Genomic DNA, 11569 nt, shown 5'->3' on the forward strand with positions numbered 1-11569 from the left:
TATGAGCAAAAAAATCATTCTTGATTGTGACCCTGGTCATGATGATGCTATCGCATTATTACTGGCTTACGGTAACCCAGATATCGATTTATTGGCTGTAACAACCGTTGCAGGTAACCAAACCCTTGAAAAAGTGACTCGTAATGCACTGGCAATCGCTGAAATGGCGAAGATCACGGGTATTCCATTTGCTGCGGGTTCGATTCGCCCATTAGTTCGTGGCATTGAGGTTGCACCTGATATTCACGGCGATTCAGGGCTTGATGGGCCTGTATTACCCACGCCAACTTTACAGCTTGATGAAAGACATGCTGTTTCATTGATTATCGATACCATCATGTCTCACCCACCGAAAACCGTCACATTAGTTCCGACAGGTGCGCTGACAAACATTGCCCTTGCTGCTCGTCTTGAGCCACGTATTGTTGAGCGGGTGAAAGAGGTGGTTTTGATGGGAGGTGGCTACCATGTCGGTAATTGGAGTGCGGTGGCGGAGTTTAATATCAAAATTGATCCTGAAGCGGCACATATTGTCTTTAATGAAAAATGGCCATTAACGATGGTTGGGCTAGACTTGACCCATCAAGCATTGGCAACACCTGAAATCGTAAACGAAATTGCTGCGATTGGTACCGATTGTTCGCAATTTGTCGTTGAACTACTGGATTTTTTCGGCAAGATGTATAAGCAAGCTCAAAACTTTGATGCCCCACCTGTTCATGACCCTTGTGCAGTCGCTTATGTGATTGACCCTTCAGTAATGACCACGCAAAAAGTCCCTGTGGATATCGAACTTACTGGTTCACTCACACTTGGCATGACCGTTGCTGATTTCCGCCATCCTGCTCCAGTGGATTGCCATACGCAGGTTGCCGTCAAACTCGATCATCAAAAGTTTTGGCAATTAATTGTGAATTCTTTAAAAAATATTGGATAATCAATGAGTAATGAATTAGAGCAATTGCCTTACGAGGCGTTGATTGAACGTAGTATGAACAGCCTACAAGCGAAAAACCAATTTCATTGTGAGACATGGAAGCTGGATGAGGCTGATTGGTCGGTTGATCAAGACGAAGGCACCATTATTTTTCATGCGCCAGACAATATAGTGGCAACCGCACCGGTACAAATTGTTGGTACCTATGACCAAAGCCAAGGGAGTTGGATGTGGGGCTGGGCAAACAGTTCTATTGACAGCGCATTAACACAAGATGCGATTGCGGTGAAAGCCTATGGTGAACGCAAAGACAACACACTATTAACGGCGCGGGTCAGTCAAATCGAAGAATATGACGCATGGCAATTAACCGCGCTGGCCTGTGAGCTTAACAACCAGCAAGGGGTATACCGTGGCATTGCGGGGCATACGCTGATCTTCATGACATTTGGTAACGTTTCTCTGCAACAAGTTTAATGGTTAACTCGGTGCTTTATCTGTTGGTTGATAAGGCACTTTAGCCCTCTTTTTTCCATAACCTACCCGTTATACTCAGTTTTTTCAGTCAGGAGCCAGCGCATGTTAGATATTGCACTCGAAGCCGCTAACTTAGTCAAAACCATGACAGTAGAGGCATTTCAAGGTTCGGGCAAATTTGATTATAAACCCGATCGTTCTGTGGTCACGGAAACGGATATCCGCGTTGAAGAAACTATCAGAGCGCTTTTTGCCCAGCGTACCCCGAATATTGCTGTTTTAGGTGAAGAGTTTGGCTTTGCCGGTGAGCAAAAATTTAGCTCGGGTTGGGTGATTGACCCGGTCGATGGCACCCGTGCCTTTATTTATGGTGTGCCATTATTTAGTACCTTAATTGCTTATGTGGAAAATGGGGAACCATTACTCAGTGTGATCAGCTTTCCTGCAATATCTACTCTTTACTGGGCTTCGCAAGGGGAGGGCTGCTGGGTGCAAAACGCAGGGCAGGCGCCAAGGCAACTGAAATTGGGTAGTCAATCGCCTAAATTATTATCAGAGGCAGTGGTAAGCGCATCTGGTATTCACAGTAGTAATTATAACCCACGTGAAGGGGCTCATATTTATCATCTTGATGCCGTGGTCAGCCAAGCTAGGGACTTTATTTTTGCTAATGATGCTTATCAACATGCCATGGTGGCCAGTGGGCGTATTCACGCTGCGATTGATACCATCATGAAACCATGGGATAGCGCGGCACTGATTCCGTGTATCCGAGAGGCTGGCGGTGAGGTGTGTGCGCTAGATGGCAAACGGCAGCAAGCCATGTTTGCGGGGAGCTTGCTATCAACCGCCACACCAGAATTGGCCGAACACATTATTGAATTGATGAATAGTTGAAGATGAGCGCGTGAAGATAAGTATCCTCACGCGGTTTAATCGTGGTGAATTAGCTAAAATCAAAATGCAAACGCAGCTTTTTGCAATGTAAACAACGGAATAAGTAACCTTGGGCATCGCTATCTTGGTGGAGAATATTTTCCAGTTCTGAGATTGAAAAACCATAATCAGCGATATCATTTTCAAGGGAAACAAATTCATCCAGCCTATCTTTGATGTCATCCCAACAAACATAGCCTATAAATTCACAGGGTTCTTGGCAGTGTGCGAGCCAAATTTCTTGCTGCCATCCGCGATAACCTGGTGTTCGTTTAATCAGCTCGTCAAACTTTTCAGTCGGATAGGGGTTTATGGTTTGTAAAAACTCGCCGTTCTCATCATATTCACAATCAATACCTTCAACACTGGCAGCGTCTTGAAATTCCCCATCAAATTTTGCACTCGCAGAGCCATCAGCAATACACCATGGGCAAAGTGCTTCAATATCATCAATAGAATAAAAAGGGCTTTCATAATAAATATCAGTAGGTTGCTGACAGCAATCACAGTTTACTGTTTTATCTGTCAGAAATGCTTCTGTTTCAATTGGGTTTGGATGGTATTTAAACTTAGGGAGTGTTCGGTTATTGAGCGCCATATACAGTTCCTAATAAAGGTTGCACCGGAAGTAAGCCAACGAGTGGGAAAGAATATCACAATGCCGTTTGATTATGTTTCTCGGTTTTATTGCATAGGCGGGTTTCAGACAAATCAAAACATTCAATTAATTTGAATGAGTCGAGCGATATTATTAGATTTAACCTAAATGTCATTACCGCTATGATACCTTCATCGCAGACAACAAGGGTTGTCTCATCGTATACACAGTGAAGGAATTAGATTATGAACATATTAAAAACTTTGATGGCAGCTTCAGTATTATCTATGGTCGCATTTGGTGCATCAGCAGCAACAATCACTGCAACAGGCGATACACTGGCTTCAACCGAAGCGATGATTGCCGCTAAAGCCAAAGCAGCGGGTGCAGACAGCTACACAATTACCAGTGCTCGTATGGGTAACTTTGTCACAATGAGCGCAGAAACTAAATAACGAATTGTGTGAGTTTCTCTTATTGAAATATTTTTGATGAAAAGTGGTGTTTATGAGGCTGTAAGTAGATTCAATGCCACTTTTTATCTGATAATTGAGGAGTCGTTGAGATGAGTTTTAAATATAACCGCCTAGATAAAGATAATGCAGCTGTATTACTTGTTGATCATCAAACGGGTTTGTTATCGTTAGTTCGTGACCAAGATCCAGATAAATTCAAGAATAGCGTGTTAGCACTTGCCGATCTGGCAAAGTATTTTAACTTACCAACTATTTTGACGACATCTTTTGAAGATGGCCCTAATGGCCCGTTAGTCCCTGAATTAAAAGAAACCTTTCCTAATGCCCCTTTTATTGCCCGCCCTGGCCAAATTAACGCGTGGGATAACGAAGAGTTCGTAAAAGCTGTCAAAGCCACAGGTAAAAAACAGCTAATTATTGCGGGTGTTGTGACAGAAGTGTGCGTGGCATTTCCTGCACTATCTGCACTGGAAGAAGGCTATGAAGTTTTTGTTATCACTGATGCCTCAGGTACATTTAACCCCATTACACGTGACGCCGCGTGGGATAGAATGTCAAAAGCAGGTGCTCAACTGATGAGCTGGTTTGGTGCTGCTTGTGAATTACACCGTGATTGGCGTAATGATGTGGAAGGGTTAGGAACTTTGTTCTCAAACCATATCCCTGATTACCGTAACTTAATGACCAGCTATGCACTGCTTTCTGCGAAAAAATAGTGCGTGACTAAGTATTAAAATGACATAATTGGTTTATAAACCCTCGATATGGCATTGCTCATATCGGGGGTTATTTCGTTAAATTAACTGACCCCAGCAGCTTATTTTCGTCATCATCGCACTTAGTTCTCTCTATGTTATAATAGCCACTGTTTTTGCTTGGCTCCTTGCTTTTTGGGGCTATCCATTTGATTTAAACACACAAGATCACCATGCATCAAAATACCTCAAAACAAGGCTATACCAATTTAAACCGATTTTCCGTTGCGCCGATGCTCGATTGGACTGATCGTCATTGTCGCTATTTCCATCGTTTGTTAAGTAAAAATACCTTGCTGTACACTGAAATGGTGACAACTGGGGCGATCATCTACGGGAAAGGAAATTACCTTGCGTTTAGTGAAGAAGAGCACCCTGTTTCGTTGCAACTAGGTGGTAGCGACCCTGCAGCGTTAGCCCAAAGTGCTAAATTGGCCGAAGAACGCGGTTATGATGAAATAAACTTAAATGTGGGTTGCCCATCTGACCGTGTACAAAATGGCCGTTTTGGAGCTTGTCTGATGGGGGATGCGCAGTTGGTGGCGGATTGTATAAAAGCGATGCAAGACGTGGTATCCATCCCTGTTACGGTCAAAACTCGCATTGGTATTGATGAGCAAGATAGCTACGAATTTTTGTGTGATTTTATCGAAACAGTCTCTACCAAGGGCGGCTGTGAAATGTTTATTATCCATGCGCGTAAAGCATGGTTATCTGGACTAAGCCCGAAAGAAAACCGTGAAATCCCCCCATTAGATTACCCACGTGTTTATCAATTGAAGCACGATTTCCCGCATTTAACGATGGCGATTAACGGCGGTATTAAAACGTTAGAAGAAGCAAAAGAACACCTTCAACATTTAGATGGCGTGATGGTGGGTCGCGAAGCATATCAAAACCCGTCTATTTTAACAGCGGTTGATAACCAATTGTTTGGTGAGCACTTTCCTGTGACGAATGGTGTTGATGCCGTGCGGGCGATGTACCCGTATATTGAAAGTGAATTGTCTAAAGGTGCTTATTTAGGCCATATGACACGCCATATGTTAGGGATTTTCCAAGGCATTCCTGGTGCTCGCCAATGGCGTCGCCATTTGAGCGAAAATGCCCATAAAAAAGGTGCTGACTTAGCGGTCGTTGAACAGGCTCTGGAGTTTGTGACTCGCGGTGAATAGCATGTTGATTATAAAGAAAAAACGCCAAAACAGGCGTTTTTTCTGATCGACGAGATACCCGTTATGGGATCAACAGGCTTGATCCTTGGGTTTTTCTTGATTCAATCGTTGCGTGGGCTTTTTGTGCATCTTTCAGGGCAAAAATTTGTGATTGCGGCACATCCACATTCACATTGCCACTTAAAATCATATCAAACAACGCGTGACTGGCTTGGTCTAACTCTGCACGGTTAGTCACATACACCCCCAAAGATGGGCGAGTGACGTATAAACCGCCTTTTTGGTTGAGAATGCCCAAATTTACACCCGTGACAGGGCCTGATGCATTACCAAAACTCACCATCAATCCGCGGCGTTTCAGTGAATCTAAAGAAGCAAGCCATGTGGATTGCCCCACAGAGTCATAAGCCACATTGACTTTTTCACCCTGAGTGATCGCTTTAACGCGTGCAGCGATGTCTTCGGTTTGGTAGTTAATCACCTCCCATGCACCCGCGTCTTTTGCACGCAGTGCTTTATCCGCAGAGCCCACGGTACCAATCATTTTGGCACCCAGTGCTTTTGCCCATTGGCAGGCAATTAGGCCTACGCCACCTGCGGCAGCATGGAATAAAAATACTTCATCACGCTTAAGTTGATACGTTTGATGGAATAAATAATATACCGTCATTCCTTTGAGTGAACTCGCTGCGGCTTGTTCAAAGGTAATGCCATCAGGTAAATGAGCAACAGCGTGTTCAGGTACATTGTGCACTTCGCTGTAGGCACCCAGCGGGCCTTGGGCGTACACCACGCGGTCTCCAGGTTTGAAACCTGTGACGTGGGCACCTGTTTTAACGACGACACCAGCGGCTTCAGTTCCGAGACCACTTGGCAGTTTAGCGACAGGGTAAAGGCCACTGCGAACGTAGGTGTCGATAAAATTAATGCCGATTGCGCGGTTTTCGATTTGAATTTCGTTATCAGCAGGTGCGGTTGGGGAATAATCTACAAAGTTTAGAACGTCAGCGCCGCCATGTTGCGCGAACTCGATACGTTTTGCCATGACAATCTCCAATAAGAACCATTTAGTTTTGTTTACAATATCAATCGTTTTACTATAACGCCATGTTTCAATCAGAAGAATTATTGGTTTGTGCTTTTTGTTGAAAACGTTAGCAGGCAATTCTCTTGCCTGAGGGCGTAAAGAAAGCCACAACAAAAATCAGATTGGCGTATACTAGAAGCTGTTCGTTAATTATAGACTTGGATGCAAATGTATGGCTAAAAAACCCTCATCGAATTTTAAAACAGATGCCCCTCGGGATCACCAAATGGAAGGTTTGAAACTTCCACCGCACTCTCTTGAGGCGGAGCAATCTGTTTTAGGCGGTTTGATGTTGGATAACGAACGTTGGGATACTGTCTCTGAACGGGTCACACACGCTGATTTTTTTAGCCGCCCTCACCGCACGATTTTCTCGCAGATGCAATTATTGCTAGAGCGGGGCAAGCCTATCGACTTAATTACCCTGTCCGAATCCTTAGAGCAAGAAGGTGAGCTTGATAGCGTAGGGGGCTTTGCCTACTTAGCTGAATTATCCAAAAATACGCCAAGTGCGGCGAACATTAATGCTTATGCAGACATCGTTCGCGAACGTGCGGTTGTACGTGACATGATTTCTGTTGCCAATGAAATTGCAGATGCGGGTTACGACCCACAAGGGCGTAGCAGTGAAGATTTGTTGGATTTAGCGGAAAGCAAAGTTTTCCAAATCGCAGAATCCCGAGCGAACAAAGATGAAGGGCCAAAAGGCATTGAAGCTATTTTGTCCGAAACCGTCGAAAAAATTGAGCAGCTTTACCAGCAACCTCATGATGGGGTAACGGGGGTTTCTACAGGTTATCAAGACCTTGATAAGAAAACTGCGGGGTTACAAGGTTCAGATTTAATTATCGTGGCAGCGCGTCCATCGATGGGTAAAACTACCTTTGCGATGAACTTGTGTGAAAATGCGGCGATGACAGAAGAAAAGCCAGTGCTTATTTTCAGCTTGGAGATGCCAGGTAACCAGATCATGATGCGTATGCTTGCGTCACTTTCTCGCGTTGACCAAACGCGTATTCGTACCGGCCAATTGGACGATGAGGATTGGGCGCGTATTTCCAGCACGATGGGGATTTTGATGGAAAAGCGCAACATGTACATTGATGACTCATCTGGCTTGACACCTACAGAGGTACGCTCCCGTGCGAGGCGTATTTACCGTGAACATGGTGGTTTAAGCCTGATCATGATTGACTACCTTCAGTTAATGCGTGTTCCTTCGCTTTCTGATAACCGTACTCTTGAAATTGCCGAGATTTCTCGCTCGCTAAAAGCCTTAGCGAAAGAGCTTAATGTGCCTGTGGTGGCATTATCACAGTTGAACCGTAGCCTTGAGCAACGTGCGGATAAACGCCCCGTTAACTCCGACTTACGTGAGTCGGGGTCTATTGAGCAGGATGCGGACTTAATCATGTTCATCTACCGCGACGAGGTTTACCACGATAACAGCGAGCTTAAAGGGGTTGCGGAGATTATTTTAGGTAAGCAGCGTAACGGGCCAATTGGTACGGTGCGGTTGACGTTTAATGGGCAGTGGTCGCGCTTTGATAACTATGCGGGGCCTGCGTATAACGACGAAGACTAAATACTCGTCATAAATACTCGTCATACTTTGCGCTGTCGCGGTGTTGGCTGCACTCAGCTACGCGAGTCACATACTCGTGTATGCTCCCCGCGATATCTTCGCTTGCCGCCTAGCGACAACCCAAACTATTTAGAGTATTAGAGTATTAGAGTATTAGAGTATTCAAACTATTTAGAGTATTGGAATTAGAATATTAAAATTAAATGATTCATAAAAATAATATCGGATGGAAATTGATATTTTTTAGCGTATAACAAATAGAGAATAGACTAAGCTGCCAATGTGCAGCTTAATTTTTAGACAAATTAGAGAGAAGCAAACGAGGGGATCATGAAAGCGGCAACCGCATTAATAAACCGCCGCGCTCTGCGACACAACTTGCAACGGGTGAAAGAGATTGCACCCAATAGCCAACTGATTGCAGTTGTTAAAGCAAACGCTTATGGCCATGGGTTAGTTGGAGTGGGAAGTGCAGTGGAAGCGCTGGTGGATGGCTTTGGCGTGGCAAGGTTGAATGAGGCATTGCTACTGCGCCAACATGGCGTTACAAAGCCCGTCGTCTTACTGGAAGGTTTTTTTGAGCAGTCTGACTTAGTATTGATGGCAGAGCACAAAATTGACACCGTTATTCACTGCATCGAACAGCTTGAAATGCTTGAAGCGGCTAAGTTACCACATTCCCTCAAAGTTTGGATGAAATTAGATACAGGGATGCATCGCCTTGGTGTATTACCAAAAGACGCTGAGGCTTTTTATCAACGCCTGCAACGTTGCCAACATGTTGAACTGCCTATTAATATTGTCAGCCATTTCTGTCAAGCTGATGCGCCGCACTTGCCAACAACTCAACGTCAAATCGATTGCTTCAAACAGTTTATTGCAGGCAAAGAAGGCGAAAAATCTATCGCGGCATCCGCAGGTATCCTATTATGGCCTGAAGCTCACTATGACTGGGTTCGTCCAGGAATTATGATGTATGGCGCTTCTCCCCAAGAAGGAAAAAGCGCGGCAGATTTCGGCTTGCAGCCAGTTATGACTTTAAAATCCACCTTAATTGCTGTGAGAGAACATTCAGCAGGCCAATGTGTTGGCTACGGTGAAACGTGGTGCAGTGATCAAGATACTCGCCTTGGGGTTGTTGCCATTGGTTATGGCGATGGCTACCCGCGTAACGTGCCGTCTGGGACGCCAGTATTAATTAATGGGCGAAAAGTGCCGATTATTGGTCGTATTTCGATGGATATGACTGTCGTGGATTTGGGGTTAAATGCCACCGATAAAGTTGGTGATGACGTGGTTTTGTGGGGGAATGGACTGCCAGTTGAAGAAATTGCCGCACAAACGGGTATTATCAACTATGAGTTGCTCACTAAATTGACCTCACGAGTTGCGATGGAATATGTAGACGAATAGTCAACAAAGGGTTATTTTCAAGTAACAACGTAATAACCACGCTGAATAACGCAATGCGCGCTGACATTATCAGTGCCAAATAATGATTAGGAGATGTCCTGTGTTTGAACATGTTGATGCTTATCCGGGCGACCCAATTCTGTCGTTAATGGATGAATTTAATAAAGACACTCGTGATAACAAAATTAATCTGAGTATTGGTCTTTACTACGATGGTGAAGGTAAAACGCCTGAACTGGCAACGGTGGGTACCGCTAAAGCGTCACTAAACAAGTTACCTGCAAGTGCTTCCTTGTATTTACCAATGGAAGGCTTAAAAGATTACCGTCTTGAACTGCAAAAATTGGTATTTGGTGAAGATTGCCCGCTGATTGCACAAGAGCGTATTGCAACAGTGCAAACCATTGGTGGCTCTGGTGCATTAAAAATCGGTGCTGATTTCCTACATCAATACTATCCTGATTCAGAAGTTTGGTGCAGTGACCCAACATGGGAAAATCATGCCTCTATTTTCTCTGGTGCGGGCACAAAAGTTCATTATTACCCATACTTTGATGAAAAAACCAAAGGCGTTAAATTCGATGAAATGCTTGCAACCTTTAAGAAATTGCCAGCAAATAGCATCATTTTAATGCACCCATGTTGCCATAATCCAACGGGTTCTGATTTAACACCGGCGCAGTGGGATGAAGTCACGAAAGTGGCGATTGAACACAAACTGATCCCATTCTTAGATATCGCTTATCAAGGTTTTGCTGAAGGTATCAACGAAGATGCTTACGCGATTAGAGCGATGGTTAAAGCGGGTTTGACCGTGTTTGTCAGCAACTCATTCTCTAAAATCTTTGGTATCTATGGCGAACGTGCGGGTGGATTATCGGTGATTTGTGAAAACACCGATGAGCGCGATCGTGTATTAGGTCAGCTTAAAGCTGGTGTGCGCCGTTTATATTCAAGCCCACCCTCTAATGGGGCAAAAATTGTGGCTGCGGTACTGACCAACAGCGCAGAAAAAGCAAAATGGTTAGCAGAAGTGGAAGAAATGCGTTTACGTATTTTAGACATGCGCACCGTGTTGGTGGATGAGCTGAAAAAAGCGTTACCAACCAAAAACTTCGACCATTTATTGAAACAGCGCGGGATGTTCAGTTATACCGGTTTCACTAAAGAACAAGTGGCTCGTCTAAAAGACGAGTTTGCGGTGTATTTAGTGGGTACGGGCCGAGTATGTATGGCAGGTGTTAACCGCCACAATGTAAAACGTATCGTTGAGGCATTTGCTGCTGTTAGCCAATAGTTAAAGCTAACTCAATGATAAGTAAATAGACGCAGGCTAATCCCTGCGTTTTTTATTACTCGGTTATATTTATGAAACAATTAAGTCTATCTTCTCCTGTTTTATTCCTTGAATTTTTTGTCCGAAAATTTTCCTTTTTTGGTAAAGGTTCTACCCGAGCTCAATTACCTGAAGATGCGTTTTTCTATATGGGAACTTCAAAGGCTAGCCGATATCGTTATTTTGAACGTGTCCACGAAGAATTCATTCAGCGGGATAAATGTTTGCAAGAGTGGGGCTTCAATGCCTATCAACCTATGATTTCATCACAAATGAGTCAAGAGCAACAACAAATTTGGCAATCACCATCAACGCGTGCAATCATGAAATTGACAGGGAAATACTTCCATGAAAATGAATGGGTTAGAGCGAAGAGTGAAACTAAAGTCGCAAAATATTCAGGTGATTGTGACACACTGATGTTTGAAAATATTCAGTCATTAGCCCCATACTATTTTGATGTTCATAGCGTGTCGGAACTAGGGGATATTACCACTCACTTCCCACGAAAAACGGTTCCATTGATGATAAAAGCGGGGGAAAGCGTCTGTTTTCTTTGCCGACGAGAAGAGTATGAGTTTATAGGGTGGGGAGGGAAACAACCTAATTTGAACCTAGTGATGTGGGTAAAAAATTACGGTTTTCATAGCCAATTACCTATTTGCGAACAAACTATTATTGATGGTTATGATGGTGCTCACCTCATTGAGCAAGAATACAAAATTCGAGACTTTAGAAAGAGCCATTTGCGTTTCGAATTGGGCTAATGAATACCCTTGCCAATAACACAAGGG

Annotated in this window: 12 protein-coding genes; 10 read left to right on the forward strand and 2 right to left on the reverse strand. The window is 44.0% G+C overall.

The window, feature by feature from the left end; all coding sequences use genetic code 11:
• Window position 1: 1 nt before the first annotated feature.
• The 3 genes from M1F05_RS02525 (at window position 2) to M1F05_RS02535 (ending at window position 2311) form a co-directional block, all read left to right on the forward strand.
• Window positions 2–937, forward strand: coding sequence for a nucleoside hydrolase (locus M1F05_RS02525; RefSeq protein ID WP_206086309.1), 936 nt, complete (start codon window positions 2–4; stop codon window positions 935–937).
• A gap of 3 nt (window positions 938–940) precedes the next feature.
• The gene (locus M1F05_RS02530; protein WP_206086310.1) at window positions 941–1414 is read left to right on the forward strand and encodes a DUF6882 domain-containing protein; all 474 of its coding nucleotides are present in this window, start codon (window positions 941–943) and stop codon (window positions 1412–1414) included.
• A gap of 102 nt (window positions 1415–1516) precedes the next feature.
• Window positions 1517–2311 (forward strand): inositol monophosphatase family protein, encoded by a 795-nt coding sequence (locus M1F05_RS02535; RefSeq protein WP_206086311.1) that lies wholly within the window; start codon window positions 1517–1519, stop codon window positions 2309–2311.
• 49 nt (window positions 2312–2360) lie between these two features.
• Here the strand turns inward: M1F05_RS02535 and cbrC are convergent, their stop codons facing one another.
• Window positions 2361–2948 carry a PF03691 family colicin E2 tolerance protein CbrC gene (gene cbrC, locus M1F05_RS02540; protein WP_206086312.1) on the reverse strand — a complete coding sequence of 196 codons (588 nt, stop codon included), beginning with the start codon at window positions 2946–2948 and terminating at the stop codon, window positions 2361–2363.
• A gap of 245 nt (window positions 2949–3193) precedes the next feature.
• Between cbrC and M1F05_RS02545 the strand changes: the two genes are divergently transcribed.
• From M1F05_RS02545 to dusA, 3 genes are all read left to right on the forward strand, one after another.
• A complete protein-coding gene (locus tag M1F05_RS02545; protein ID WP_206086313.1) occupies window positions 3194–3403 on the forward strand; it encodes a YdgH/BhsA/McbA-like domain containing protein in 210 nt (69 codons plus the stop codon).
• A gap of 110 nt (window positions 3404–3513) precedes the next feature.
• Window positions 3514–4140 (forward strand): isochorismate family cysteine hydrolase YcaC, encoded by a 627-nt coding sequence (gene ycaC, locus M1F05_RS02550; protein WP_206086314.1) that lies wholly within the window; start codon window positions 3514–3516, stop codon window positions 4138–4140.
• Window positions 4141–4352: 212 nt separating this feature from the next.
• The gene (gene dusA / locus M1F05_RS02555) at window positions 4353–5354 is read left to right on the forward strand and encodes a tRNA dihydrouridine(20/20a) synthase DusA (RefSeq protein WP_206086315.1); all 1002 of its coding nucleotides are present in this window, start codon (window positions 4353–4355) and stop codon (window positions 5352–5354) included.
• A gap of 61 nt (window positions 5355–5415) precedes the next feature.
• On the opposite strand, the gene M1F05_RS02560 is transcribed toward dusA, so the two are convergent.
• On the reverse strand, window positions 5416–6399 hold the full coding sequence (locus M1F05_RS02560; RefSeq protein WP_206086316.1) for a quinone oxidoreductase: 984 nt from the start codon (window positions 6397–6399) through the stop codon (window positions 5416–5418).
• A gap of 214 nt (window positions 6400–6613) precedes the next feature.
• Between M1F05_RS02560 and dnaB the strand changes: the two genes are divergently transcribed.
• The 4 genes from dnaB to M1F05_RS02580 all read left to right on the forward strand — a co-directional run bounded on the left by dnaB (window position 6614) and on the right by M1F05_RS02580 (window position 11542).
• Complete coding sequence (gene dnaB / locus M1F05_RS02565) at window positions 6614–8026, forward strand: replicative DNA helicase (RefSeq protein ID WP_206086317.1); 1413 nt, start codon at window positions 6614–6616, stop codon at window positions 8024–8026.
• 330 nt (window positions 8027–8356) lie between these two features.
• Entirely contained in the window at window positions 8357–9439 is a 1083-nt protein-coding gene (gene alr / locus M1F05_RS02570) for an alanine racemase (RefSeq protein WP_206086318.1), read from the forward strand.
• A 100-nt stretch (window positions 9440–9539) separates the two neighbouring features.
• A complete protein-coding gene (locus M1F05_RS02575) occupies window positions 9540–10736 on the forward strand; it encodes an aromatic amino acid transaminase (protein ID WP_206086319.1) in 1197 nt (398 codons plus the stop codon).
• Between the two features lie 71 nt (window positions 10737–10807).
• Complete coding sequence (locus M1F05_RS02580; protein ID WP_206086320.1) at window positions 10808–11542, forward strand: hypothetical protein; 735 nt, start codon at window positions 10808–10810, stop codon at window positions 11540–11542.
• Window positions 11543–11569 lie beyond the last annotated feature (27 nt).

The sequence above is a fragment of the Providencia sp. PROV252 genome (assembly GCF_033676005.1).
Classification (GTDB): domain Bacteria; phylum Pseudomonadota; class Gammaproteobacteria; order Enterobacterales; family Enterobacteriaceae; genus Providencia; species Providencia vermicola.

What these genes read in the sequence shown, in the direction of transcription:
- M1F05_RS02545 (WP_206086313.1), top strand. Translation starts at nt 3,194, where the DNA reads ATGAACATATTAAAAACTTTGATGGCAGCTTCAGTATTATCTATGGTC.
- M1F05_RS02530 (WP_206086310.1), top strand. Translation starts at nt 941, where the DNA reads ATGAGTAATGAATTAGAGCAATTGCCTTACGAGGCGTTGATTGAACGT.
- cbrC (WP_206086312.1), bottom strand. Translation starts at nt 2,948, where the DNA reads ATGGCGCTCAATAACCGAACACTCCCTAAGTTTAAATACCATCCAAAC.
- M1F05_RS02535 (WP_206086311.1), top strand. Translation starts at nt 1,517, where the DNA reads ATGTTAGATATTGCACTCGAAGCCGCTAACTTAGTCAAAACCATGACA.
- alr (WP_206086318.1), top strand. Translation starts at nt 8,357, where the DNA reads ATGAAAGCGGCAACCGCATTAATAAACCGCCGCGCTCTGCGACACAAC.
- ycaC (WP_206086314.1), top strand. Translation starts at nt 3,514, where the DNA reads ATGAGTTTTAAATATAACCGCCTAGATAAAGATAATGCAGCTGTATTA.
- M1F05_RS02580 (WP_206086320.1), top strand. Translation starts at nt 10,808, where the DNA reads ATGAAACAATTAAGTCTATCTTCTCCTGTTTTATTCCTTGAATTTTTT.
- dnaB (WP_206086317.1), top strand. Translation starts at nt 6,614, where the DNA reads ATGGCTAAAAAACCCTCATCGAATTTTAAAACAGATGCCCCTCGGGAT.
- M1F05_RS02560 (WP_206086316.1), bottom strand. Translation starts at nt 6,399, where the DNA reads ATGGCAAAACGTATCGAGTTCGCGCAACATGGCGGCGCTGACGTTCTA.
- dusA (WP_206086315.1), top strand. Translation starts at nt 4,353, where the DNA reads ATGCATCAAAATACCTCAAAACAAGGCTATACCAATTTAAACCGATTT.
- M1F05_RS02525 (WP_206086309.1), top strand. Translation starts at nt 2, where the DNA reads ATGAGCAAAAAAATCATTCTTGATTGTGACCCTGGTCATGATGATGCT.